At 70.7% G+C, this 25,499-nt stretch carries 22 protein-coding genes and 1 pseudogene; 8 read left to right on the forward strand and 15 right to left on the reverse strand.

Annotated elements, in window-relative coordinates:
- Positions 1–117: 117 nt before the first annotated feature.
- From mmsB to chvE, 3 genes are read right to left on the reverse strand one after another with little or no spacing between them, the layout of a single operon-like run.
- On the reverse strand, positions 118–1,347 hold the full coding sequence (mmsB, locus tag DY218_RS03885) for a multiple monosaccharide ABC transporter permease (protein ID WP_199566622.1): 1,230 nt from the start codon (positions 1,345–1,347) through the stop codon (positions 118–120).
- A gap of 9 nt (positions 1,348–1,356) precedes the next feature.
- On the reverse strand, positions 1,357–2,955 hold the full coding sequence (gene mmsA, locus DY218_RS03890; RefSeq protein ID WP_456341166.1) for a multiple monosaccharide ABC transporter ATP-binding protein: 1,599 nt from the start codon (positions 2,953–2,955) through the stop codon (positions 1,357–1,359).
- On the reverse strand, positions 2,952–4,088 hold the full coding sequence (chvE, locus tag DY218_RS03895; protein WP_128554474.1) for a multiple monosaccharide ABC transporter substrate-binding protein: 1,137 nt from the start codon (positions 4,086–4,088) through the stop codon (positions 2,952–2,954). The genes mmsA and chvE overlap by 4 nt, the downstream gene beginning before the upstream one ends.
- A 345-nt stretch (positions 4,089–4,433) precedes the next feature.
- On the opposite strand from chvE, the gene qcrB reads away from it, so the two are divergent.
- A complete protein-coding gene (qcrB, locus tag DY218_RS03900) occupies positions 4,434–6,098 on the forward strand; it encodes a cytochrome bc1 complex cytochrome b subunit (protein WP_128554475.1) in 1,665 nt (554 codons plus the stop codon).
- A 23-nt stretch (positions 6,099–6,121) separates the two neighbouring features.
- Here the strand turns inward: qcrB and DY218_RS03905 are convergent, their stop codons facing one another.
- The 8 genes and pseudogenes from DY218_RS03905 to DY218_RS03940 all read right to left on the reverse strand — a co-directional run bounded on the left by DY218_RS03905 (position 6,122) and on the right by DY218_RS03940 (position 14,886).
- A complete protein-coding gene (locus DY218_RS03905) occupies positions 6,122–7,111 on the reverse strand; it encodes an SDR family NAD(P)-dependent oxidoreductase (protein ID WP_128554505.1) in 990 nt (329 codons plus the stop codon).
- Positions 7,112–7,147: 36 nt separating this feature from the next.
- Positions 7,148–7,879: pseudogene (locus tag DY218_RS34805) on the reverse strand (alpha/beta hydrolase family protein); the annotation flags it as partial.
- A 242-nt stretch (positions 7,880–8,121) separates the two neighbouring features.
- Positions 8,122–9,402 (reverse strand): FAD-binding protein, encoded by a 1,281-nt coding sequence (locus DY218_RS03915; protein WP_128554506.1) that lies wholly within the window; start codon positions 9,400–9,402, stop codon positions 8,122–8,124.
- Between the two features lie 71 nt (positions 9,403–9,473).
- On the reverse strand, positions 9,474–10,274 hold the full coding sequence (locus tag DY218_RS03920) for an N-formylglutamate amidohydrolase (protein ID WP_407703546.1): 801 nt from the start codon (positions 10,272–10,274) through the stop codon (positions 9,474–9,476).
- Between the two features lie 167 nt (positions 10,275–10,441).
- Positions 10,442–11,437 (reverse strand): DUF3048 domain-containing protein, encoded by a 996-nt coding sequence (locus tag DY218_RS03925; RefSeq protein ID WP_128554477.1) that lies wholly within the window; start codon positions 11,435–11,437, stop codon positions 10,442–10,444.
- Positions 11,438–11,662: 225 nt separating this feature from the next.
- Positions 11,663–12,631, reverse strand: a complete 969-nt coding sequence (locus tag DY218_RS03930) for a hypothetical protein (RefSeq protein ID WP_128554478.1) — start codon at positions 12,629–12,631, stop codon at positions 11,663–11,665.
- Between the two features lie 66 nt (positions 12,632–12,697).
- The gene (locus DY218_RS03935) at positions 12,698–13,720 is read right to left on the reverse strand and encodes a zinc-dependent alcohol dehydrogenase (protein WP_233521345.1); all 1,023 of its coding nucleotides are present in this window, start codon (positions 13,718–13,720) and stop codon (positions 12,698–12,700) included.
- A gap of 17 nt (positions 13,721–13,737) precedes the next feature.
- Positions 13,738–14,886: a mandelate racemase/muconate lactonizing enzyme family protein gene (locus DY218_RS03940; protein ID WP_128554480.1), complete on the reverse strand. Its 1,149-nt coding sequence runs from the start codon at positions 14,884–14,886 to the stop codon at positions 13,738–13,740.
- A 312-nt stretch (positions 14,887–15,198) separates the two neighbouring features.
- Between DY218_RS03940 and DY218_RS03945 the strand changes: the two genes are divergently transcribed.
- Together DY218_RS03945 and DY218_RS03950 are read left to right on the forward strand one after the other, a co-directional pair.
- Positions 15,199–15,969, forward strand: coding sequence for an IclR family transcriptional regulator (locus DY218_RS03945; RefSeq protein WP_128554481.1), 771 nt, complete (start codon positions 15,199–15,201; stop codon positions 15,967–15,969).
- Positions 15,970–15,974: 5 nt separating this feature from the next.
- Positions 15,975–16,832, forward strand: a complete 858-nt coding sequence (locus DY218_RS03950) for an SMP-30/gluconolactonase/LRE family protein (protein WP_128554482.1) — start codon at positions 15,975–15,977, stop codon at positions 16,830–16,832.
- A gap of 34 nt (positions 16,833–16,866) precedes the next feature.
- Here DY218_RS03950 and DY218_RS03955 read toward each other — a convergent pair whose 3' ends face one another.
- The 4 genes from DY218_RS03955 to DY218_RS03970 all read right to left on the reverse strand — a co-directional run bounded on the left by DY218_RS03955 (position 16,867) and on the right by DY218_RS03970 (position 20,327).
- Positions 16,867–17,355: a DinB family protein gene (locus DY218_RS03955; protein WP_128554483.1), complete on the reverse strand. Its 489-nt coding sequence runs from the start codon at positions 17,353–17,355 to the stop codon at positions 16,867–16,869.
- 71 nt (positions 17,356–17,426) lie between these two features.
- Positions 17,427–18,380 (reverse strand): DUF3048 domain-containing protein, encoded by a 954-nt coding sequence (locus DY218_RS03960; protein WP_128554484.1) that lies wholly within the window; start codon positions 18,378–18,380, stop codon positions 17,427–17,429.
- Positions 18,381–18,471: 91 nt separating this feature from the next.
- On the reverse strand, positions 18,472–19,518 hold the full coding sequence (locus DY218_RS03965; protein WP_128554485.1) for a serine hydrolase domain-containing protein: 1,047 nt from the start codon (positions 19,516–19,518) through the stop codon (positions 18,472–18,474).
- A complete protein-coding gene (locus DY218_RS03970) occupies positions 19,518–20,327 on the reverse strand; it encodes an IclR family transcriptional regulator (protein ID WP_128554486.1) in 810 nt (269 codons plus the stop codon). Before DY218_RS03970 ends, DY218_RS03965 begins: the two co-directional genes overlap by 1 nt.
- Positions 20,328–20,390: 63 nt before the next feature.
- Here DY218_RS03970 and DY218_RS03975 point away from each other — a divergent pair, with 63 nt between their 5' ends.
- From DY218_RS03975 to DY218_RS03995, 5 genes are read left to right on the forward strand one after another with little or no spacing between them, the layout of a single operon-like run.
- Positions 20,391–21,953 (forward strand): ABC transporter substrate-binding protein, encoded by a 1,563-nt coding sequence (locus tag DY218_RS03975; RefSeq protein ID WP_407703547.1) that lies wholly within the window; start codon positions 20,391–20,393, stop codon positions 21,951–21,953.
- Positions 21,950–22,894, forward strand: a complete 945-nt coding sequence (locus DY218_RS03980) for an ABC transporter permease (RefSeq protein WP_128554488.1) — start codon at positions 21,950–21,952, stop codon at positions 22,892–22,894. The genes DY218_RS03975 and DY218_RS03980 overlap by 4 nt, the downstream gene beginning before the upstream one ends.
- Positions 22,891–23,805, forward strand: coding sequence for an ABC transporter permease (locus DY218_RS03985; RefSeq protein WP_128554489.1), 915 nt, complete (start codon positions 22,891–22,893; stop codon positions 23,803–23,805). The genes DY218_RS03980 and DY218_RS03985 overlap by 4 nt, the downstream gene beginning before the upstream one ends.
- Positions 23,802–24,647, forward strand: a complete 846-nt coding sequence (locus DY218_RS03990; protein WP_128554490.1) for an ATP-binding cassette domain-containing protein — start codon at positions 23,802–23,804, stop codon at positions 24,645–24,647. Before DY218_RS03985 ends, DY218_RS03990 begins: the two co-directional genes overlap by 4 nt.
- Complete coding sequence (locus DY218_RS03995) at positions 24,644–25,498, forward strand: ATP-binding cassette domain-containing protein (RefSeq protein WP_128554491.1); 855 nt, start codon at positions 24,644–24,646, stop codon at positions 25,496–25,498. Before DY218_RS03990 ends, DY218_RS03995 begins: the two co-directional genes overlap by 4 nt.
- Position 25,499: the final 1 nt, after the last annotated feature.

The following is a 25,499-nucleotide window of genomic DNA, read 5'->3' on the forward strand; positions in this document are numbered from 1 at the left end:
CCCGATGATCGGCTGAACTTTACGCCAGCCGCAAGGAGTTGACCGACCAGGGGTCGGCGGTGCGGCTCCAGCGAGCCGCACCGCCGAACTGAGCACAGAGAACTCGACGTCGGGCCGCTACCTCCCCACCCGTCGCTTGTTCCAGATGTCGAAGCCGACTGCGGCGAGGAGGACCAGGCCCTTGATGACCTGTTGGTAGTCCGTGCCGATGCCGACCAGGGACATGCCGTTGTTGAGGACGCCGAGGACCAGGCCGCCGATGACCGCGCCCATCACCGTGCCGACGCCGCCGCTCATCGAGGCGCCGCCGATGAACGCCGCGGCGATCGCCTCCAGTTCGAAGTTCAGGCCGGCCTGCGGGGTGCCGGCGTTGAGCCGTGCCGCGTAGACGCATCCTGCGAGTGCGGCGAGGACGCCCATGTTCACGAAGACCAGGAACGTGACCCGCCGGTCCTTCACGCCGGACAGCTTCGCCGCCGCGGAGTTGCCGCCGAGGGCGTAGATGTGGCGGCCGACGACCGCGTTGCGCATCACATAGCCGAGGCCGAGCAGCAGGCCGCACATGATGAGCATGACGACCGGCACGCCGTGGAAGCTCGCAAGGGTGAGGGTGAAGGCGACCACCGCGGCCGTCATGGCGACCAGCTTCGTCACCCACAGACCGGTCGGCAGTACATCGAGCTCGTACGCCAACTGCCGCTTGCGGTCCCGCCATTCACGCACGAGCAGGAAGGCGATGGTGGCCAGGCCGAGGAGCAGGGTGGGGTTGTGGTACTGGGTGTACGGACCCATCTCGGGGATGAAGCCCTTGGCGATGTTCTGGAAGCCGTTGGGGAACGGGGCGATGGACTTGCCCTCGAGGACGATCTGGGTGAGACCGCGGAACAGCAGCATCCCGGCGAGTGTGACGATGAACGACGGGATGCCCACATACGCGATGAAGAAGCCCTGCCAGGCGCCGGCGACCGCGCCGATCAGCAGACACAGCACGAGTGCCAGGCCCCAGGGCACATCGTGGTTGACGATCATCACCGCCGACATGGCGCCCACGAAGGCGACCAGGGAGCCGACGGACAGATCGATGTGCCCGGCGATGATGACGATCATCATGCCGATGGCCAGGATGAGGATGTAGCCGTTCTGCTGGATCAGGTTGGAGACGTTGTTCGGCAGCAGGAGGGTGCCGTCGGTCCATATCTGGAACAGCACGACGATCAGCGCCAGGGCGATCAGCATGCCGTACTGGCGCATGTTGTTGCGCATGCTCTGCAGCAGCAGCGAAGCGGCCGACTGCGCGGCGGACTTGGCGGGTGCCTCGTCCCGCGGGGGAGTACTGGTGGTCGTCATGGCAGGCCCTCAGCTTCGGTTCATGGTCATGTGGCGCATCAGCACTTCCTGGTCGGCCTCGGCCCGGGTGACCTCACCGGTCAGCCGGCCCTCCGCCATCGTGTAGATCCGGTCGCACATCCCGAGCAGTTCGGGGAGCTCGGAGGAGATGAAGAGCACCGCCTTGCCCTCGGCCGCCAGCCGGTCGATGACGGTGTAGATCTCGAACTTGGCGCCCACGTCGATGCCCCGGGTCGGCTCGTCGAGGATCAGGACGTCCGGGTCGGCGTGGATCCACTTGCTCAGGACGACCTTCTGCTGGTTGCCGCCGGAGAGCCGCCCCACCTGCTCGTACACCGTGGGCGCCTTGATGTTCATGCTCTGCCGGTAGCGCTCGGCGACCCGGCGCTCGTGGTGCTCGTCGACGACACCGTGCCGCAGCATGCCGGGGAGCGACGGCAGCGAGACATTGCGTTTGATGCTGTCGATCAGATTCAGGCCGTATCGCTTGCGGTCCTCGGTGACGTACGCGATGCCCGCGTCCACCGCGGCCGGCACGCTCCTGGTGTCGACCGTACGGCCGGCGACGGCGACCGTGCCGGAGACGTACTGGCCGTAGGAGCGGCCGAAGACCGACATGGCCAACTCGGTGCGTCCCGCGCCCATCAGGCCCGCGATGCCGACGATCTCACCGCGCCGTACGGTCAGTGACACGTCGTCGACGACCTTGCGGTGGTGGTCGATCGGATGGCGGACCGTCCAGCCCTCGACCGCGAGAGCGATCTCGCCGGCGTCGGCGCCCTCGTAGTGCGTGCGGTCGGGGAACCGGTGGTCGAGATCGCGGCCGACCATGCCGCGGATGATGCGTTTCTCCGACAACTCCGGTTCCGATGAGGGAGTTTCACGGACCGTCAGGGTCTCGATGCTGCGGCCGTCGCGGAGGATGGTGACCGAGTCGGCGATGTCGCGGATCTCGTTCAGCTTGTGGGAGATGATGATGCTCGCGATGCCCTGGTCGCGGAGTTCGCGGATCAGGGAGAGCAGCTTGGCGCTGTCCTCGTCGTTGAGCGCGGCGGTCGGCTCGTCCAGGATGAGTAGCTTGACCTTCTTGGCCAACGCCTTGGCGATCTCGACCAGTTGCTGCTTGCCGACAGCGATGTCGACGACCGCGGTGCCGGGCTTCTCGGGCAGCCCGACCCGGCGCAGCAGCTCGCCGGCCTTGCGCAGGGTGTCGTTCCAGTCGACCAGACCGCGCGCGGTGGTCTGTTCGTTGCCCAGGAAGATGTTCTCGGCGATCGACAAGTACGGGACGAGCGCCAGTTCCTGATGGATGATCACGATGCCGCGCTGTTCGCTGGCCCTGATGTCCTTGAAGGCGACCGGCTCGTCCTCGAAGCGGATCTCGCCGTCGTAACTGCCGTGCGGATGCACGCCGCTGAGCACCTTCATCAGGGTGGACTTGCCGGCGCCGTTCTCGCCGCAGACCGCGTGGATCTCGCCCGGACGCACCGTCAGACTGACGTCGCTGAGGGCCTTCACGCCGGGGAAGGTCTTGGTGATGCCGCGCATCTCGAGCACCGGACGGCCGCTTCCCGGGGTCGTCGGCACCCTCTCCTCCACGGCGCTCACTTGAGCTGTCCCGCGGTGAAGTAGCCCTCTTTCACGAGCAGATCGGTGTTCTTCTTGTCGACACTCACCGGCTTGAGCAGATACGCCGGCACGACCCGCTTGCCGTTGTCGTAGTCCTTGGTGTTGTTCACCTGCGGCTTCTTGTCCGTGAGTACCGCGTCACCCATCTGCACCGCCTGGGCGGCGAGTTTGCGGGTGTCCTTGAACACGGTCTGGGTCTGCTCGCCGCGGATGATCGACTTCACGGAGGCCAGCTCCGCGTCCTGTCCGGTGACGACCGGGAGGTCCTTGTTGGTGTAACCGGCGCTCTTCAGCGCGGAGATGACACCGATCGAGATGCCGTCGTACGGCGAGAGGACCGCGTGGACCTTCTTGTCGCCGTAGTTCTTGCTGATCAGGTCGTCCATCCGCTTCTGCGCGGTGCCGCCGTCCCAGCGCAGCGTGGTCGCCTGGCTCATCTTCGTCTGCTTGCTGCGGACGACCAATTGACCGCTGTCGAAGTACGGGCGCAGGACCTTCATCGCGCCCTTCCAGAAGAACTGGGTGTTGTTGTCGTCGTGGGAGCCGGCGAACAGCTCGATGTTGTACGAGTCGTCGGAGTCGTCGTCGGGCTTTCCGAGCTTCAGCTGGTCGATGATGTAGTTCGCCTGCAGTTCGCCGACCCGCTCATTGTCGAACGAGGCGTAGTAGTCGACGTGTTCGGAGCCGAGGATGAGGCGGTCGTAGGAGATCACCGGGATGCCGGCGTCCGCGGCACGCTGCATCACCTCGGTGAGTGCGCTGCCGTCGATCGCGGCGACCACCAGGAGACTGCGACCCTTGGTGATCATGTTCTCGATCTGTGCGACCTGGTTCTCCACCTTGTCGTCGCCGAACTGCAGGTCGGTCTTGTAGCCGGCCTTCTGGAACTGTTGGGCCATGTTCTTGCCGTCGGCGATCCAGCGCTCCGACGACTTGGTGGGCATGGCGATGCCGATGGTGCTGCCCTTGCCGTCGTCCGGCTGGTAGCGGCTGCCGCCGCGTGCCTCCTGGCCGCAGGCGGTGACCGAGGCGGCGAGCAGCGCGGCCGTGGTGGCCGCGACCGCGAGCCGGCGGGCCCGGGCGGGGCGGGGGACGGTAGTGCGGGTGGACATGGGTCGGTCCTCTTCCGGAACGGGGATGCGGCGATGCGGCAGGTGCGCCGGGGTGGAGGTGAGCCGAGCTTCACGCCGGCGGCCGCGGCTGCCGCGCGGCGGCCGAACCCCCTGGAGACGCACGGCAGTTGCCCCTCGGTCGTTCGAAATTTCGTCACACGTTCGAAATGGTGGCGTGACGCTATGCAGCCCGATGGTGGGGTGTCAATGGTTCCGTACGAAGCTGTGTCCGACAGTGTGGGTTCTTGTGCAGTGTGCGGATGTCACGGACGGCGCTGATCCACTCGTCCCCCTTCTGTCGGAGGCAGGCGGCGGCACATTACGCTGATACGTGGAGGGGGTCCCATGAGTGGAACCGGGAAGGCCGAACGCACCGGGGACGACCGCTCGACCACCGGACCGCCGGGACGCGGGGAGCGCCTGGCCGACTGGGCCGACGGCCGCCTCGGACTGCATGCGATGGCCAAGGCCAATATGCGCAAGATCTTCCCGGATCACTGGTCGTTCATGTTCGGCGAGATCTGCCTCTACAGCTTCCTGATCCTCATCCTCACCGGCGTCTATCTGACCCTGTTCTTCGAGCCGAGCGCCTCCGAGGTCGTCTACCACGGACCGTACGAGCCGCTGCAGGGCGTGCAGATGACCCGTGCCTTCGAATCGACGGTCGACATCAGCACCGAGGTGCGCGGCGGACTGCTGATCCGGCAGATCCATCACTGGGCGGCGCTCGTCTTCGTCGCCGCGATGCTCGTGCACATGATGCGGGTGTTCTTCACCGGCGCCTTCCGCAAGCCGCGCGAACTGAACTGGGTGTTCGGCTGGACCCTGCTCTTCCTCGGCCTGATCACCGGGCTCACCGGCTACTCACTGCCCGACGACCTGCTCTCGGGGACCGGCATCCGCTTCGCCCAGGGTGCGATCCTGTCCATCCCGGTGGTGGGCACCTATGTGTCGTTCTTCCTCTTCGGCGGTGAGTTCCCCGGCACCGACATCATCCCGAGACTCTTCGCCGTCCACGTACTGCTGTTGCCCGGGATCATGCTGGGTCTGGTGGTGGCCCATCTGATCCTGGTCTTCTACCACAAGCACACCCAGTTCGCGGGCCCGGGACGGACCGAGCGGAATGTGGTGGGCGCGCCCTTCGTGCCGGTGTACATCGCCAAGGCCGGCGGGTTCTTCTTCCTGGTCTTCGGGGTGCTCGCCGTCATGGGGGCGGTCGCGACCATCAACCCGGTGTGGGCGATCGGGCCCTATCGGGCGGATCTGGTGGGCACCGGGGCCCAACCCGACTGGTACCTCGGATTCTCCGAGGGGTTGATCCGGGTGATGCCCAGCTGGGAGATCAGCGCTCTCGGGCACACCCTCCAACTCGGGGTGTTCATCCCGTTCACGCTGTTCCCGCTGATCCTGGCGGCCATCGGGGCCTATCCGTTCATCGAGGCCTGGATCACCGGGGACAGACGCGAACACCACATCGCCGACCGGCCCCGCAACGCACCGGTCCGTACCGGTCTCGGTGTCGCCTGGCTGAGTCTGTACGGGGTGCTCCTGATCGGCGGTGGCAACGACCTGTGGGCCACCCATCTGCACCTGTCGATCAACGCCATCACCTGGTTCGTCCGTATCGGTTTCTTCGTGGTGCCCGTCGTGGCCTTCTACGTCACGCACCGGATCTGTCTCGGACTGCAGCGCCGCGATCGCGAAAAGGCGCTGCACGGACTGGAGTCGGGGCTGATCAAGCGGCTGCCGAACGGCGAGTACATCGAGGTGCACACCCCGCTCACCCCGGCCCAGGCGCACAAGCTCACCGCACATGAGCAGCCACAGGCCCTGGACCTGGGCCCACGGGTGGACAGCAACGGCGTCGAGCGGACCTTCCGCCGGTCCCAACTGCTGCGCGCCCGCCTGTCCCGAGCCCTGTACGGACCCGGCCGCCAGGTACCCAAGGCGACAGCGGAGGAACACCGCGCCCTGCACAGCGGGCCGGGGGACGGCGCCGGTCACGACTGAACTGCCCGGTGCAGGGCTGGAGTTCAGGACCTGAGCAGATCCTCACTCAGTTCCCAGAGGCGCTGGGCGGATTCGGGATCGATGGAGTGCGACGCGGCGTCGGCGGGGGCGCTGTGCGCGGTCACCGGCCTCACCTCGTCGTCCAGCGGCGCGATGTCGTTGTCCTTGAGGTAGACGCCGCCGATGCCGGTCAGCAGCGGGCTGGTCGCTGCGAACACGATGGTGGCGGCGCCCTGTCGGGGTGTCTTCTTGCCTCGCTCGGGATCGATGACCGGTCGGCCGGACTCGTCGATCAGTCCCTCGGCGAGCAGTGCGTCCCGGCCTGCCGCGCTGTTGAGAGCGGTGCCGACGATCACGCCCGGGTGCACGGCGTACCCGCGAATCCCTTCCTCGGCCCAGCGATGGTCCAGCGCCACGGCGAAGAGCACGTTCGCCACCTTGGACTGGGCGTACGCCGCTCCCTGGTGGTACTCGTCGCGCTGGAAGTGCGGGTCGTCCCAGCGGATGTCGGAGAAGCGCTGCGCTCCGGAGGAGACGTTGACGACGCGTGCACCGCCGGCGGCGCGGAGCGCGGGGCGCAGTGCGAGGGTCAGCTGGAAGTGGCCCAGATGGTTGGTCGCGAACTGCACCTCGTAGCCGCGGGAGTCCCGTTGGAGCTGCTTCGGGGGCGGTGCGGCGGCGCAGTTGACCAGGACGTGGAGCGGGCGGCCGGTCTGCAGGCGGTGGTCGGCGAAGGCGCTGATGGATGCAGGGTCGAGCAGGTCGAGGCGGTCGACCGCGACGGCTTCGAGACCGGCCTCGGTCAGCGCGGCCGTGGCGCGCTCCGGGTCGCGTGCGCCCACGGTCACGGACGCGCCCGCCTCGGCCAGTGCGCGGGTCACCTCCAGGCCGATTCCGGCATGGCCGCCGGTGACGACCGCGTACGTGCCGGTCAGGTCGGCGCCGGCGAGGACGTCGGCGGCGGTGGACGCGGCCGTGAAGCCCGATCCGATGGGGTGCTGTCGATGTGGCACGGAACTCGTCCTCCTTGTCGAGGGGTGTGCGGACTGCTTGGTTTCGATGCGGCCGAACGCGCCGGGACCGGTGGTGAGTGCCTGCTGTGCCGTGTGCCAGGCCCGGTCGTCGGGCGTGAACGCGGTGCGGAGGTAGCTCGCGGTGAGTTCGACGATCGCCGCGACGCGGTCCGGGCTCCCGTCGGTCGTCTCGATGCTGTCGTGGCCCTGCACTGCGCCGAGGAGGTGCTCGCCGCCCAGGACCGTCAGCAGGGTCTTGGGGCCGGGGGCGAGGCGGTACGCGTCGGCGTGCCAGTTTGGGCCCATGGTCGTCCAGTGCTGGGAGTCGTCCTTGCCGCCGGCGACGACGAGGGCGGGGGTGGCCATGGTGGTGAGGTCCAAGGTCCGCAGGATCGGCGCCTGGTGGGCCCGGAACCCGTCGAAGGTGTCGCCGCCTCCGCCCGGGGCGGCCAGCAGCACTCCCTGGGTGATCCTGGACTCCTGCAGGCGGACTTCTTCGCCGGTGTCGGGGTCGGTGATCCGGGCGCCGAGGAGGAGTGAGGCGGTGAAGCCGCCGAGCGAGTGTCCGGCGACCGCGACCTCGGTGCGGTCCATCCGTCCGGCGAGCTGCGGTACGGCCTGCTCGATCTCGTCGAGCCGGTCGAGTACGGCGCTCATGTCCTCGGCGCGGGAGCGCCAGAAGAGCGGGGCTTCGGGGCGGTGGCCGACCAGATTGCTCAACCTCGGGGCGCCGAGGTGGTTGGGCTGGATCACGAACCCGCGGGCGGCCGGGCACGGACAGTGTCAGGGGACTGACCGAGATCACTGGCGGGGCGGACGGGTGGAGGTGGCGGTCGGCGGTCGGCGGTCGGCGGTCGAAGTCCANGTGGAGGTGGCGGTCGGCGGTCGGCGGTCGGCGGTCGAAGTCCACTCGGGCATGGTGTGCCGGTCCTTTGGCTGCGGAGGAAGCATGAAGCGGAACGGTGCTCCATTTACGATACGGAGCACCGTTCCACTTTGCAAGGCCGGCCTCAGCCTGTGTGCCCTTCGCCGAGGATCCGCCGCAGGAAGGCGTTGCCGAAGATGCGCTGTGGGTCGTACTCGGTACGGAGCCGGGCGAAGTCGTCGAGGCGGGCGAATCGCTCGTGCAGAGCCGGCGCGCCGAGCGTGAAGAGCTTGCCCCAGTGGGGCCGCGGCGCCCACGGTTCGAGTGCGGCCTCGAGCCGTGTGATCACCGGCAGTACGGCGCCGGCGTCCGACGTCCAGGTGAAGTGCAGGGCGACCGTGTCCCGGCCGTACGCCGGACTCAGCCACAGCCCGTCCGCCGCGACGGTCCGTACCTCGCACACCTGCAGGGCGGGCGCGAGCACCGCGCCGAGGGCGGCCACCGCCCGTAGCGCATCGGCGGCGTGGCGGCGGTCGAGGAGGTACTCGGACTGCAGCTCGTCGCCGTTGCTGGGGGTGAACTCGGCCCGGAAGTGCGGCATTCGTTCGTGTGACGGCCCGACTGCCCCGCCCTGCGCGGTGCAGTGCACCGGAGGCATGCCCACCACCGGATGCATCGGCTGTGCCGCCGGAGTCGCCCACGGGATGTGCGGCGCGCGGTGTTCGTCCCCGGACACCCGCTGCTTGAACCAGGCCTGGGTGAAGCGCGGAGCCCGCCAGTCGGTGAACAGGCTCACGCTGTACGCCGCCGAGGTCAGCGCATCGAACTGCTCGACGACCGTGTCCAGGGGCAGTCCCGTGAACACGTCCTGCCGTACCTCGAAGGCCGGGACCAGGTCCAGGGTGAGCGCGGTGACGACGCCGAGCGCGCCCAGCGACACCACGGACCCGGCGAAGCGGTCCCCGTCCCGCTCCCGGTCCAGGGTGTGCAACTCGCCGTCGGCGGTGAGCAGTTCGAGACCTCGTACCGAGGTGGCCAGCGAACCGTTGGTGTCGCCCGAGCCATGGGTTCCGGTGGCCACCGAGCCGGCCACCGAGATGTGCGGCAGCGAGGCCATGTTGGGCAGCGCCAGGCCCTCGGCGTGGACGGCGGCGGCCAGTTCGGCGTAGCGCACACCGCCGCCGACGCGGACCGTGGCGGCGGCCGAGTCGACGTCGATCGAGGCGGGCAGCGCATCGAGCGACAGGAGTGCGCCGTCGGTGTCGGCGATGTCGCTGAACGAGTGCCCCGAGCCGAGTACCCGGACCCGGCCGGAGTGCGCCAGGAGGGCGCGTATCGCATCGAGGGACTCGGGGTGGTGCGTGCGGGTCGCCGAGAACACCACGTTCCCCGCCCAATTGGTGGGCCGGCGAGCCGAGTTGTGCATCGTCGTGGTCACGTGCGTTGCCTCCGGGTGCGGTGCAGGCGGGGGAGTGGGGAAGTGTGCGCGGGAGGGCGTCACGAGACGGCGCGGATCAACTCCGCGAGGGCGTCGGCCAGGCCCTGGACGCCAGGCCCCGCCGGTCCTCCCGGCTCACTCATGTACTGATCGCGCCGGATCTCGATCATCAGTGCCGACACCCGCGCCTCGCGGCCGTAGTGGGTCAGCGGCACATACGTACCGCCGAACGGACTGTCGGTCCCGGTCCCGAAGTCCCCGAAGGCGTCCCGGGCCTGTTCCAGGAGCTGACGGCCGGTGTGGAAGGGGTCCGTGCCCAGGCACACCTCCGGCCGAGGGCCTGCCGAGTGCAGTTCGTAGGGCAGTGGATCGGTCGGATACGAATGCACGTCGAGCAGTACGGCCCGGCCGGCCGCGGCGAGCCGCTCCTCGACCGCCTCGGTCATCTCCCGCGCGTACGGGTGGAAGTAGGCATCCAGGAGCGGCGCGGGATCAAAGCCGCTCGCGCGCAGCCGTTCACCGTGCGTGGTGTGGGTGTAGACGGCGCCCATGCCGACCGCCCGCATCTCCTCGCGTTCGTCGGGGAAGCGCTCGGGGTCGATCACGAGCCGGGACTGGCGGGCGAGCGCCTGCCACGGCCTGATCGCGGCCGGCACGGCGTCCGCCGCGAGTGCGGCGATGCGGTCGGTATGGGCGTCGGTGATGTGATCGAGCTCGCGCTCGAGTGCCGTGTCGTCGAGCAGGATGTCCCGGCGTACGTCCGCGGGCAGATATCGGGAGCTGTGCGGCAGGTGCAGCAGGACGGGGGAGTCGGCGGCGCCGGGCACCAACTGCAGGCGCACGGCGGGTGGTTCGGGCATGGCATGCATACGGATCTCCCGGACTGCGGCTCCCGGCCGGGCCGTCCTCCACCGGACGGGCGCCCGGGGCGAGTGTGCGTGCGCCTGGCGGTCGTACGTCCTCACGGTAAAGGCGCCGCCCCACGCGGCAGTGGGCGGGGCGGCGCCCGGGAGGTGGCAGCCGTGGGTCAGCGGTCGGCGTACACCACCCAGACCTGGCCGGGCGCGAAGGGCATGCGCTCGCCGTCGGAGAGCGTGAACGTCGTCCCCGACTCCGCCGATGGCCGCTGCCACCGCGTCTCGTAGGCCTTGCCGTCGCGCAGGACCGTCGCTCGGCCGCTGCCGACGGTCTTGATGTACGGCGTCACCGAGCCGTTGACGTCCTTGTACTTGGACGGCGGCATGTCCACGTGCTGGATGACGACCGTGCGGGGGGCCATCTGCCTGCCGTTGGTCTGCATCGCCGCCGACCCGTCGAACGACACCTTCCAGCGCTCGGCGGCCGGCGACCAGCGGAAGGTGTGGCTCGCCGCGGAGTACCGGACGGTGCGCTCGGTGGCCGGGGAGCCGCCGGCCGGGGCCGCTCCGAAGCGGAAGCCGATGTCGGCCGGCTTGTCGGCGTTCGGCGCCGACTCGAGAATCGCCTGCGGCCGGACGAACAGATTGTGCGGTGCCTGCCGGCCCGACTTGCGGAAGTAGGCACTCGGGACGCTGCCGTGGGCGCGGTCGTACAATGGCGAGTCCCGCAGCACCTTGTTGAGCTCGCTGCGCACACCGGAGTACGCGAGCGCGGGCCGCCCGAACTGCCGCAGCAGCTCCACGTCCGACTCGCGGGCGCTGCGCACCGGACCGACACTGTCGGGCTGCCGGCCGCTGTACACGCCCATCAGGCGGCTCATGCCCCCCTCGACCTTCTCGACGTACACGATGTCGGCCTTGTTCAGGCCGTGGTGGGGACGGGCGCCGCGTGCGTTGTCGAACTTCACCGCCAGGACACCGCTCTGCGGCGCCTCGACCCCCGTGTACGGGGACTTCTCCTGCGGCGCCTCGGCCGCACTCACCGAGCAACTGCCGTAGGCCGCGCCCAGCGTCAGGGCGCCCGCCGCGACCAGGGCGGGCACGGTGGTGCGCCGCAGCGTGCGGTGCGGCTTCCGTACGGCCCGGGTCACATTCCTGATGGTCATCACATACGCCTCCGTCGGCCCCCCGAGGACATGGCTGGCGCACACATGCCTCGCGCGCGGGCGCCCGAATCGGGAAGCCGCCATCCACCCGGCGACGTTCACTCGTTCCGGCCCGATCCACCCGGTCGGCGGCGCGGCAGGTGGACCGGCAGGCAGAGGTGGACGATCCGTGGTGCCGCGCGCCAACTAGCTGCCTGGCGGTGGCAGTTGATCGGATCCGCGTGCTCAGGCCTCGGCAGGGAAGCGCCGCAGCGCACCCGGCAGCCGCGCACCCAGGGGCGACATGCCGCCGTCGGCCCCGTGCCGGGCCAGCAGATCGAGCACCAGCCGGCCGCGGCGCACCCGCTCGCGCGCGGTCGCCAGGGCATGGTCACGCAGATGGGCACCGTACGGATAGATGCCCTGCGCCCTGCTGAGGCCGAACTTCAGATAGACCGGCGCACCGCGCCGGATCAGTTCGGCCACCTCGTACATCCGTACAAAGCCGCCGAGGTCGTCCGGCGCCTCCACATAGAAGTCCATCGGAGCCGCGCTCCGGCGGCGGATCTCGGTGAGCTGGGACAGCGTCAGATCGGAGGGCACATTCACCGAGTCGGCGCCGAGACGCTCGAAGACGCCGTACGAGGCCGGGTTCACCGGGCCGATCAGGGCCGAGACCTTCAGGGTGGTGTCGGCCGGCAGGACGCCGTCCGTACGCAGCCGGTGCAGCGTCCACAGGACGCCCTCGTCGGCCACGAGGAGGCAGCGCACGCCGAGTTCGGTGGCGCGCAGCGCGTCCTCGACACAGCCGGCCAGCGCGTCGTGCCCCCGAGCCCGCAGTCCGCCGCCGCCGGAGTCGCTACGGGTCGCGGCGCCCGTGTCCCAGGTGCCGCGCGGGCCGGTGAACAGGCAGAGCTCGACGTCCTGTTCGGCGCAGGCCGCGACCATCTCGGTGATCTCCGCGTCGGTCAGCATCCAGATGCCGCTGCCCTGACTGATCCGGTGGACGGGCACGTCGAGGCGCGCGCTCTCCCCGAGCACCGTGGCCAGCGCCTCCGGGCCCTCCACGGAGGGGATCTCGGTGCGCCAGCTGCCGCCGTCGGGGAACGCGTGCGGGGAGGCGTCGGCCGGGTCGGGGGCCGGGGTGGGGAGGCCGATGCGGGCGAGCGCTTCGGCGCCGGGACGGCGTGCTGCTGCGCTGGAGGAGGCGGACACGGGGCTCCTAGAGGTCGATCGGTGCGGGGTGTCGCGGCATGGGGACGGGGTGCGGACAGTGTGCGTTCAGGGCCGGAGCAGCACCTTGCCCACCGCCGGATCACCGCTGCCGACCAGGGCGACCGCGGCCTCGTAGCGCTCCAGCGGGAACTCGTGGGTGATGAGGCCGGCCGGTTCGAGCAGGCCGAGGCCGAAGGCGCGGACGGCATCGGCCCAGGCCGACGAGGAGGCGCCGAACACCGAGCGCACCGTGAGCTGACTGAGCGACAGATGCACCGGGTCGATGCCCCTGGCGCCCTCGGCGAACATGCCGGTCAGCACGACCCGGCCGCCCCGGCGGGCCAGCAGACAGGCGTCGTGGGCGGTGTCCGGGGCGCCGGCCGTCTCCACCACCAGGTCGAAGAGGCTCTCGCTCGCGGCGAGTTCGGCAGCCTCGGCCGGGGCCAGGCCCTGTGTCGCACCGTACGACACGGCCTGCTCGACGCGCGCGGCCCGCGGGTCGACGGCGACGAGCGCGGCGGGTGAGCTCGCCCGGAGCAGCTGCACCGCGAGGAGCCCGAGGGTGCCGGCGCCGACCACCGCGATCCGCTCGCCGGGCACCGGCGCTCCGGCCGTGACCGCACCCGCGACCACCGCCGCCGGCTCCAGGAGCGCCGCCGCCCGCAGGTCCGCGGCGTCGTCGAGCAGATGCAGCAGGCGGGCGGGCACCACCACATGGTCGGCAAACGCGCCGGGCTCGGTGAATCCGGTCTCCGCGTACCCGCCGGTGCACAGGCTCGTCTCGCCGTGCCGGCAGCGCGCGCACACCCCGCAGGCGCGGAAGCCCTCGGCGACGGCCTTGCGGCCGATCAGGGCCGTGGACACACCCGCGCCGGCGGCCTCGACCGTCCCGGACCACTCGTGCCCCGGGACCACGGGGTAGCGGACATAGCCGGGGGCCCTGCGGCCGTCGTAGAGTTCGCGGTCGCTCATGCAGATGCCCGCGGCCGCGACGCGCAGGCGGACCTCGCCGGGCCCGGGCTCGGGGAGCGGCCGGCGGATGAGGCGATGGCTGCCGGGACGGCCGACCACGATCGAACGGCTCGTCAAGGACGCAGCGTCCGCGCTCACTTCGGAGACCTCTTCTCCCAGCCCTCGGCCCACAGGTCGAAACGGGCCTGCTGCTGGGGGAACTCGGCCGCCGCGTCCGCATCGAACTCGACGCCCAGGCCCGGGCCTTCGGGAAGCCGGAAGTATCCGTCCACCACCTCGGGCGCGCCCTTGACCACCTTCTTGATCTCGGCGTCGGCGAAATCGTTGAAGTGCTCCAGGATCTTGAAGTTCGGTGTGCAGGCGGCCACTTGGAGAGATGCCGCGGTCAGGACCGAACCGCCCACATTGTGCGGCGCGACGAGTACGTAGTGGGTCTCGGCGGTGGCCGCCAGCTTGCGGGTCTCCAGGATGCCGCCGATATGACCCACATCGGGCTGGATGATGTCGGCGGCCTGGGACTCGAAGAGCTCGCGGAACTCGATGCGGTCGTGGATGCGTTCACCGGTCGCGACCGGGATCTCGACCTGCTGGGCCACCTTGCCGAGCGCCTTCAGGTTCTCCGGCGGCACCGGCTCCTCCAGCCAGGCGGGTGCGAACGGCGCGAACTCCCGGGCCAGGCGCACCGCGGTGGCGGGGCTGAACCGCCCGTGCATCTCCAGCATCAGCTCCGTGTCCGGGCCGACGGCGTCCCGTACGGCCTCGATCAGGGAGACGGCATACCGGGTGCCGGCCGGGTCGAGCTCCATGCTGCCGGTACCGAACGGGTCGATCTTCAGGGCGCGGTAGCCACGGGCCAGCACGGCCCGCGCCGCCTCGTGGTACGCCTCGGGCGTCCGCTCCGTGGTGTACCAGCCGTTGGCGTACGCCTTGACCCGGTCGGTCACCCGGCCGCCGAGCAGCTGCCACACCGGTACGCCGAGGGCCTTGCCCTTGATGTCCCAACAGGCCGTCTCCACACAGGCGATGCCGGACATCACGATCTCGCCGGCCCGCCCGTAGTCGCCGTACTTCATCCTGCGGACCAGGTCCTCGACGGCGAACGGGTCACTGCCGAGCAGGTGGTTGGCCTCGGCCTCGCGCAGATAGCCGATCAGGGCGTCGGTGTGACCGAGCATGCGGGTCTCGCCCACGCCGGTGAGGCCCTCGTCGGTGTGGACCTGGACGTAGGTGAGATTGCGCCAGGGCGTCCCGACGACGTGCGTGCTGATTCCCGTGATGCGCAAGGAAGTTGCCCCTCGGTCCGGTGGAGGCGGGCGCGCTCGGCGCGGGCTCGTCCACGAGCGGATTGTTCGAGATTTCGTCACACGTTCGAAATGGTGGCGTGACCGTAATCAGGGGCCGGGAGCAGTGTCAATGGGGGTGTTCGGGGTGACGCACCGGCCGGGCGGTGCGCATCGACGGCGCGGACCGGGTCCGTACGGGCATTGCCGGGTGAAGTGCCGGACGCTTAGCCTGTGTTCGCGATGCCGGTCGACGACCGGAATTTCGAACATATGGCACGACCCGACGAAGACGACGCAAGGCGGAGGGCGGCGATGGCGCGACTCGTCCCGGCGGTCACCAGATCGCTCGACATACTGGAACTCTTCCTGGAAGGCGACGGCACGCTCTCCGCACCCGAGGTCACCCGAAGCCTGGGCCTGCCCCGCACCACCGTGCACGAGTTGATCGCCACACTCACCGCGCGCTCCTACCTGGCGCCGGTGCCCTCCCGGCCCGGCCGCTACCGCCTCGGCGTCCGCACGTATCAGCTGGGCAGCCGGTACGCGGAGGACCTCGACCTCTCCGCGGAGGGCCGGCAGGTCGCCACCGAGGTGGCCCGGACCTGCGACGAGACGGTGCATGTGGCGATACTCGAAGGCACCGACGTCATCTACATCGCCAAAGTGGACTCCACCCACGCGGTCCGGATGGTCTCGGCGGCCGGCCGCCGGCTGCCCGCACACTGCACCTCGGTCGGCAAGATGCTGCTCGCCTCGCTCCCCGGGACGGAGCTCGAGGCGCGACTCGCGGATCTCGAACTCACCGCGATGACCCCGCACAGCATCACCGAGCCGGTCGAGCTGCGCACGGCACTCGACACCGTCCGGCAGCGTGGTGTGGCCGTCGAGCACCGCGAGTCCAACCCGGACGTGAGCTGTGTCGCCGCCCCGGTGCGCGACCGGACGGGCCGGGTGGTCGCCGCCCTGTCCATCTCGGTGCCGATGATCCGCTGGAGCGACGCACGGGAGCAGGAGCTCGCGGAGCTCGCCCTCAAGGGCGCCGGAGAGCTGTCCGGGCGCCTCGGCCACCTGGGCGCGCAGTGAGGGTGGTGGGCGCGGCCCGCGCCGAGGTCGCCGTCCGCGCTCGGGCCGAACTCGGCGAGGGCCCCACCTGGGACCCGGCCGGCCGGCGGCTGATCTGGGTGGACATCCTGGGCTCCCGGGTGCACGGGTACGAACCGGACACCGGCCGCCGTACGGTGCTCGCCACCGAGCAGCACGTCGGCGCGGCCAAGCCCTGCGCAGCGGGCGGCCTGGTGGTCAACCTCCGGGACGGTGTGGCCCGTTACGCAGCCGACGGGTCCTTCCGCTGGCTGCATCACGACCCGGTCCCTGGCCGCCGCGGGAACGAGGCGATGGTCGCCCCGGACGGCGCCCTGTGGGCGGGCACCATGTACTACGACGAACGCCCCGGCGGCGGGAACGTCACCCGGATCGCCCCCGACGGCACCGCCACCGAGCAGCTCACCGGGGTCACGGTCAGCAACGGCACGGGCTGGAGCCCGGACGGACGCCGGATGTACTACGTCGACACACCGACCCTGCGGGTGGACGTGCTCGACTTCGACCCCGGCACCCAACGGGCGAGCGGCAGACGGCCGTTCGTGACCGTGCCGCCCGGCTCGGGGCTGCCCGACGGGCTGTGTGTCGACGCGGAGGGCTGCGTATGGGTCGCCTTCTGGGACGGCGGCGCCGTGCGCAGATACACGCCGGACGGCCGGCTCGACCGGACGATCCCACTGCCGGTGCAGCGGCCGACGTCCTGCGCCTTCGGCGGGGACGGGCTGCGCGATCTGTACGTCACCACCGCACGGACCGGACTCGGCGATCCGTCCGGGCCGGCCGGTTCCCTCCTGGTGGTCCCCGGTGTCGGGCAGGGGAGGCAGGAAGCGCCGTTCGGGGGCTGAGTCAGGGCGTGTGACGGGCGAAGTGTTGTGCCCCTCACGCCTGCGGGAAGTCGCCCGTCGAGCCGTCGATCAGCTCCCTGATGATGTCCATGTGGCCGGTGTGCCGTGCGGTCTCCTCGATCATATGGATCAGCACCCAGCGCAACGACACGGTGCCGCCCGGGAACTCACCCAGATCCTCCGGCTCGAGTGCATCGATGGTGCGGTCCGCGGCGGCCCGTGCGCGAGCATAGAAGGCGAGGATGTCCTCGGTGCTCTCCTCGGGCCCGGCCCGGAAGTCCGCGTCCTCCTCCACCGGCAGCGGCTCCGCGGGGCGGTCGAAGGCCAGACAGAACCAGCCGTACTCGCAGCACGCCAGATGCTTCACCAGGCCGAGCAGATTGGTCCCGGTGGGGGTCAGCGGTCGGCGCAGCTGCTCGTCGTCGAGCCCGCGCAGCTTCCAGAGCACCACGTCACGGTGGCGGTCCAGACCGGCCCGCAGACTCTCCTTCTCGCCGCCGGTCATCACCTCGTCGTCCGCCATGGGGAGCACCTCCTGGGGTGTGACGGTCCAAGGACGCCCACCGTACTCACCCGCGCACGCGGCGCACGCACTCACTGCCGTACGTAGACCACCCAGATCTGTCCTTGCGGGAAGGCCATTTCGCGGCCTTCCGCATCCGTGTACCGGGTCGTCGCCTGCTCGTCCGTTCTGCTCCAGCGGCCGTCGTGGGCGCGGCCCTCGCGCAGCAGCAGCACCTGGCCGGACCCGGTGGTCTCGGTGTACGGCGAGACATTGCCCCACCGGTCCTTGAAGCCGGACGACCGGACACGGGTGTACTGGACGAGCACCGAGGCCGGGGTGTGCGGAGATCTGCCGCCGTCCATCGAGACCTGCCAGTGCCGCTCCGCCGAGGACCAGGTGAACTCGAAACGGGCGGACGGGAAGCGCACGGTGTGGCTCGGCCGGCCCTTCCCACCGGCCGGCGCGGCGCCGAAGCGGATGCCGTACGCGGTGAGGCGCCCGGCATCCGGCTCCGGGTCCAGCTCCCGCGGGCGCAGATACAGGTTGTGCGGGGCCGGCCGGTCGGTGCCGCGGTAGAACGCCTTGCCGGTCGACTCCGGAGTGTGCGGATGCAGTGGCGCGGCGTCGATCAGCGGCTCCAGCTTCGACTGCGCCCCGGAGTAGGCCAGTACCGGCTCTCCGTACTGCCTGAGGAGAGCCAGGTCCGTCTCGCGGGCGCTGCGCACCGGGCCGATGGCCTTCGGCAGCCGGCCCGCCGCCGCATAGACCGCGAGCAGCCGGCTCAGTCCCGACTCGACCTGCTCGACATGGATGATGTCGGCCTCCGCGAGCCCGGTGTGCGGGCGCGCCGCGGGGGCGTTGTCGATCTTCACGGCAAGCACGGTGGGGTCCTTGCGCGGACGGCCTCCGGCCTCGGAACCGGGCTCATCGGCGCCGCCGCCCGGTGCGCGGCCCTCGACCGTGCAGGCGGACAGGGCTGCTGTGCCGAGGAGCGCGCCCGAGCCGGCTCCCGCCGCGCCCCGCAGGAACACTCGGCGTTTCATGACTGACCGCTACCCGGATTCATGACTGGCCGCTACCCAACTCCGTTCCTGTCAGGCCGGATTGGACCGTCCCGCGACCGATCGTGGAACCTCATGGCGCAGGTGTGCCGCCTCCGAGTCGCGCCGCACGATGGTGGAACGCCCGCCGGACGGCAGGGAACCGGCGGCCGTCCCGGCGTGGATGCACCCGGTTGGTGAGCAGTACGCAACTGAGCCCGGCGCCCGGATCCACCCACAGGCTCGTCCCGGTGAACCCGGTGTGCCCGTACGAGTCAGGACCCGGCGCGGCACCCACCGGTGAGGCGACCCGGTCGAGGCCCTGCCAGCCGAGGCCCCGGCGCAGTGCGAGCCCGTCCGTGTGGCAGCGCGTCATCTCCGCGAAGGCGGCCGGTCCGAGGATGCCGTCGCCGCCGCGCAGCAGCGCCCGGCCCAGGCGGGTCAGGTCGGCGAGCGGGGCGAAGAGCCCGGCGTGGCCCGCGATGCCGCCGAGCACCACCGCGTTCTCGTCGTGCACCTCGCCGGTGACCAGGTGATCGCGCCAGGTGCAGTACTCGGTGGACACCGCACTCGCCTGTGCCACGGCGTCCGGGCGGAAGGTGAGACCCGTCAATCCCAGTGGCTCGGCCACGAGTTGAGCGACCAGTGCGTCCAGTGACCTGCCGCCCGCAGCCTCCGCGAGCAGGCCGAGCAGGATGAATCCGGCGGACGAGTACTCCACTGCCGTGCCCGGTTCGGCGCGGAGCGGCAGAGTGCGCACGGCCTCGAGCAGCTCAGGGCGGGTGGGTGCGGTGCGGTACAGCGGCGTGCCGCCCGGCAACCCCGAGGTGTGCGCGAGGAGTTGGCCCACCGTGATGGGCGCCTTGTCCGTGTCGCCGTACCCGGGCAGCAGCTCGCCCAACTGGTCGGTGAGGGCCAGGGCGCCCTTCTCGACCAGTACGAGGACGGCGAGGCCCACCACCGGTTTCGTCACCGATGCCAGGTCCCAGAGCTCGGTGCCGTCCAGCTCGGGTCCGCCCCAGTGCCGGGTGCCCATGTGGCCGGCGTCGAGCGTGCTGTCCGCGGTGCTCACCGACCAGGCGGCCGCGGAGAAGATCCGGTGGCGCTGTGCCTCGGCGAGCAGTTCCTCGAGTGCGCTCATCACTGCACCAGGCCGATCGGTGAACTCCCGCCGTTCGACGGCGAGATGAGTCCTGCCGCGGCGCGCACCATCGGGCCGTACAGGGCCACGCCCGCGTCGTCCAGGGTGAAGGTCGGGCCGATGATGCCGATCGCTCCCACCGGCAGGCCGTCCGCGCCGAGCACCGGTGCCGCGACGGCGCGCACATCGGGCTCGGTGTACTCGTCGTCGACCGCGAAGCCCTGGATGCGTACGTCGTCGAGTGCTGCTCGTACGGCCTCGGGGTCGGTGATGGTGTGCGGCGTCACCGCGGGGAGCGGGGTGCTGTCGAGTGCCGCCGTGACCTCCTCGGGCGGGAGCGCCGAGAGCATCGCCAGGCCCACCGCGCTGGAGTGCAGCGGGACGACGCCGCCCGCCCGCAGCGGGATCCGGTAGGTGTCCGCGGGTTCGGACTGGGCCAGATGCACGGCGGTGTCCCCGTCGCGCACCGAATAGTGCGCCAACTGGCCCGTGCGCAGCCGGAGATCGGCGAGCACGGGGCGGGCCAGGCGCAGCTCGGGGCTGTCCGCCAGGGCGGTCGCCGCGAGGCCGAGGAGCCTGGGGCCCGCCCGGTAGCGGCCGCCGGCCAGGGCGGTGGCGAAGCCGTTCGCCGCCAGGGTGCCGAGGAGCCGGTGGACCGTCGGTTTGGGCAGGCCGGTGTGGGCCGCGAGGTCCGCGAGCCGGTGCGGGCCGTCCGGCTGCACCAGGGCGTCGAGCAGCTCGAGCGCCTTGTCGACGGGGCCTTTGGCGCCGATCTCGAGGCCCGTCCGGGTGTTGACCGCCTTCGTCATGTCGCTTAGCTTAACCCAACCGCGTTCCGGTGAACGGAACGTCCGTACAGTTCGATGGAACTCATGAAGGGTGCGTGGCGCGTGACCCATCCAGTCATGTCACGTCGTGGGGCCTTGCGGCTCGGGGGACTTGCGGTGCCTGCCCTCGCCCTGCCCGCGGTGCTCACCGGCTGCGGGACCGCGGCGGGAGCCCCGAGCGGCGGGGAGCTGCGGGTGGCGCAGACCGAGGATCCCTCGACCCTCGATCCGCACAAACAGGGCGACATGATCACCATGAACGTCCTGATCAACATCTTCGACACCCTCACCGCACGCGACACCCGCGGCCGGCTCGCCCCGCGCCTCGCCCTGAGCTGGCAGGTGCGCTCACCCACCGCCTGGCGTTTCAAGCTGCGGCGCGGTGTGCGCTTCCACAACGGGGAGCGGTGCGACGCGGCCGCCGTCAAGTTCAGCATCGAGCGGATTCTGGACCCGGCCACCCGCTCACCGATCGTCGAACTGCGGTACGTGAAGAGCGTGTCCGTCGTCGACGAGCACACCGTGGACATCCACACGACCCAGCACGACCCGATACTGCCCGACAAGCTCTCGCTGTTCGGCGGCGTGATCGTGCCGCCCGGGTACATCGCCGAGGTCGGCGACGCCGCCTTCGCCCGCAAGCCCGTCGGTACCGGCCCGTTCCGCTTCGTCTCCTGGCTTCGCGACCGCGAGCTGCGCATGCGCAGGCACCCCGGCCACTTCCACGGCACCCCGAACGTCCGGGAGCTGGTCTTCCGCCCGCTGCCCAACCCCGCGTCCTCGCTCGCGGCCCTGCAGAGCGGCGAGGTCGACCTGGTCACCGGCCTCACCCCGGACGCCGCGCGCCAACTCTCCGGCTACGCGGGCGTGGAGCTTGAGAACCATCCCGGCACCCGCGCCGCCTACCTGAACCTCGACACCGAGTCCGGCCCGCTGCGCGACCGCCGGGTGCGCCAGGCCCTCAACCACGCCGTCGACGTGCCCCTGCTGATCGACGCGGTCCTGGACGGCAAGGCACGCGAGGTGCCCGCCATGGTCCCGCACGGCACCTTCGGCTTCGACGCATCCGTCAAGCCGTACCGCCGCTCCGTGCGCACCGCCAGGCGACTGCTCGCCGAGGCCGGGCACCCCGACGGTTTCACCACCACCCTCACCGCCTCCAACACCGACGCCCAGGTCGCCGAGGCCATCTCCGGACTGCTCGACCGGGCCGGCATCCGCGCCCGCGTCGAACTCCTCGACCCCGGCACATACGCCTCCCGGCTCACCTCCGACAACCGGCGCGCCCTCGGTCCGCTCTATCTGGCCGCCAGCTCGGTGTGGACCCTCGACGGCAGCAGCATGCTCCAGTCGAACGTGCGCAGCGACCGCCGCCAGAGCCGCTGGACCTCGGACCGCGCCGACGACCTCATCGACGCCGAGGAACTGTCGGTCAGCCCCGAGAAGCGCGCCAAGGCGTTCAGCGAACTGCAGCAACTCATGCTCGACGAGGCGCCCTTCGTCTCCCTCTACCAGCAGGACATCATCCTGGCGCGCACCACCCGCGCCCACTGGACCCCGATCATCAACGGCGCCCTCGCCATGGAGAGCGCGGAGGTTTCCCGATGACCCGCAGCACCGCGGCGCCGCTGCTGCGGCAGGTCGCCGCCCGTCTCGGCACCGCGATCGGCGTGCTCTTCGCCGTCGCCACCCTCGCCTTCCTGCTCGTACGGCTCTCCGGCGATCCGGTGAAGCAGCTGCTCCCGCCCGATGCCACGGCCGCCCAGGAGCACACCCTGCGCGCCCAACTCGGCCTGGACCAACCGCTGATCGCCCAGTACGGCGACTATCTGTGGGGCCTGGTCCGCTTCGACCTCGGTGACTCGCTCGTGTACGGCCGCCCCGTCGCGGACGTCATCGGGGAGCGGCTGCCCGCCACCCTGGAACTCGCCTTCGGCGCCATGGTGATCACCCTCCTGATCGCGATCCCGGCCGGGATCTACGCCGCCATGCGGCGCGGCCGCGCGGGTGACACCTCGGTGATGACGGCCGTCCTGCTCGGTCAGTCCACGCCGCCGTTCTGGATCGGGATCCTGCTGATCCTGGTGTTCTCCGTGCAGTTGGGCGCGCTGCCCGCCTCCGGGTACGGGACCTTCGCCCATCTGGTGCTGCCCGCCATCACCTTGGCCGTGTACTCGGTGGCGGTGATCGCCAGACTCCTGCGCTCCTCACTGATCGACGTGCTCGGCTCCGACCACATCCGCACCGCACGAGCCAAGGGCCTCGCACCCGGAGCGGTCGTCCTGGCCCACGGGCTTCGCAACGCCGCCCTGCCCACCATCACCGTGATCGGCCTCGAGTTCGGCGGGCTGCTCGGCGGCGCCATCCTCACCGAGCAGGTCTTCTCCTGGCCGGGCATCGGGCGGCTCACCGTACAGGCGATCTCGGACCGCGACTTCCCGATGGTGCAGGCCGCCGTGCTGTTCTTCGCCGCCGCCTTCGTCCTCGTCAATCTGCTCGTCGACCTGTCCTACAGCCTCCTCGACCCGAGAGTGCGGGCCCAGCGATGACCACCACACCCACCACCGAACCGTCGCCCACCGCCCCCGAGACGGTCACGCACTCGGCCCGCACCGGCGCCCTGCGCGTCCTGCTCCGCAACCGCCTGGCCGCCGTCGCCCTCGGCGTGCTCGTCCTGATGGCCGTGGCCGCGCTCCTCGCGCCCTGGCTCGCCCCGTACGACCCGGCCGCGCAGAATCTGCTGGTCCGCCTCAAGCCCCCGGCCTGGCAGGACGGCGGCTCCGCGAGCCACCTGCTCGGCACCGATCAGCTCGGCCGCGACCTGCTCTCCCGGGTGATCCACGGTGCGCGGATCTCGCTGCTCGTGGGGATCTGCGCGGCCCTGCTCGCCGGGGTCGTCGGAGCGGCCTGCGGACTGTTCGCCGGCTTCCGCGGCGGCCGCTTCGACCGCCTCCTGATGCGCGCCGCCGACATCCAACTCGCCTTTCCCTCACTCCTCTTGGCCCTCGCCATCGTCGGCTTCCTCGGCTCGGGCCTGTGGAACGTGGTGCTCGTACTCGGCTTCACCGGCTGGGTCTCGTACGCCCGTGTCGTACGCGCCGAGGTGCTCTCGCTGCGGTCGCGGGACTACATCACCCAGGCTCGGGCGACCGGGGTGAAGGACGGCACCATCCTGCGGCGCCATCTGCTGCCCAATGTCACCGCGCCGCTCGCCACCATCGGCACTCTGCACATCGCCGCCGCCATCGTCGCCGAGGCCTCGCTCAGCTACCTCGGACTCGGCGTGCCCAAGGAGATCGTCACCTGGGGCGCCATGCTCGCCGACGGACAGCTGTACCTCGGCACCGCCTGGTGGGTGGCCGTCTTCCCCGGACTCGCCCTGATGCTCACCTCCCTCGCCATCAACATCACCGGCGACGCCCTGCGCGACGTCGCAGACCCTAAGGCGTACCGCCGATGAACCGGACACCGCAGACGAACCAGTCACCGCAGGAGATGGCCACCGCCGACCCGCTGCTGCGGATCGAGGACCTCAGTATCGACTTCCGGCTCGGTTCGGGGACCGTGCACGCCGTACGGGGCGTGGGCCTCGACCTGCATGCGGGCGAGACCCTCGCCGTGGTCGGCGAATCCGGCAGCGGCAAGTCCGCCACCATGCTCTCCGTCCTTCGGCTCAACCCCGAGCCGCCCTGCGAATACACCGCGGGACGGGTTGTGCTCGACGGACGCGACCTGCTCGCCCTGCCCGAGAAGGAGCTGCGCGAGGTGCGCGGCAACGACGTCGCCATGGTCTTCCAGGACCCGATGACCAGCCTCGACCCGCTGCAGCGGGTCGGCAACCAGGTCGCCGAGGTGCTCCGCCGGCACCGCGGCGCCACCCGCGCCGAGGCCCGCGCCGAAGCGGTACGCGCCCTCGACGAGGTCGGCATCCCGGAACCCGAGCGCCGAGCACGGCAGTACCCGCACGAGCTCTCCGGCGGACTCCGCCAACGCGTCATGATCGCCACGGCGTTGGTGGGCCGCCCCCGCATCCTCATCGCCGACGAACCGACCACCGCACTCGACGTCACCGTGCAGCGCCAGATCCTCGAACTCCTCGACGAACTGCGCGACCGGCACGGCATGGCCGTCGTCCTGATCACCCACGACCTCGGGGTCGTCGCCGAGACCGCCGACCGGGTCGTGGTCATGCACCACGGCCAGGTCGTGGAGACCGGCGCCGTCGCCGATGTCTTCGAGAACCCCGAACAGGACTACACCCGGCGCCTGCTCGCCGCCACACCCCGACTGGAGTCGGCATGACGACCACAGGAGCCGGTACGGCGACGGCCGGAGCCGGCACGACGCTGCTCGAACTGAACGGTCTGCGCAAGGAGTTCGGCACCGGGGACGCAGCCACCGTCGCGGTCGACGACATCTCGCTCACCGTCACCGAGGGCGAAACCCTTGCCCTGGTGGGGGAGTCCGGATCCGGCAAGACCACCCTGACCCGGCTGCTGCTCGCCCTGCTCGAACCGACCGCGGGCACCGTCCTCCTGGAAGGCCGCGACCTGGCGGCGCTCCCCGCCGCCGAACTGCGCCGGGCCCGCGCCCGGATGCAAGTGGTGCTCCAGGATCCGTACTCCAGCATGAACCCGCGTTTCCGCATCACCGATGTGATCGGCGAACCCCTGGTCACCCACCACCCCGACTACCGCGGCCGGCGCGGGCGTCCGCGACTGCGTGAGCGCGTCGGCGAGCTGCTCACCTCGGTGGGCCTCGACCCCGCCCTGCAGGACCGCTACCCGCACGAGTTCTCCGGAGGGCAGCGCCAGCGCATCTCCATCGCCCGCGCGCTCGCACCGGAACCCGGGCTCGTGGTCCTGGACGAGCCGACCAGCGCGCTCGACGTCTCCGTACAGGCCCAGGTCCTCGACCTGCTCACCGATCTGCAGCAACGCCTCGGCCTGACCTATGTGTTCGTCTCGCACAATCTGGCCGTCGTGCAGCAGATCGCCGACCGCGTCGCCGTGATGCGCCGCGGCGCGATCGTGGAGAGCGGCACGGCCGAGGACGTACTCAAGCACCCGCAGCACCCCTACACGCGTGAACTACTCGCCGCCGTGCCGCGGCCCGACGGGTACCGCACGCGCGGGACGGCGGGCGCGCGATGAG

Source organism: Streptomyces triticagri, from assembly GCF_003429565.1.
GTDB lineage: Bacteria > Actinomycetota > Actinomycetes > Streptomycetales > Streptomycetaceae > Streptomyces > Streptomyces triticagri.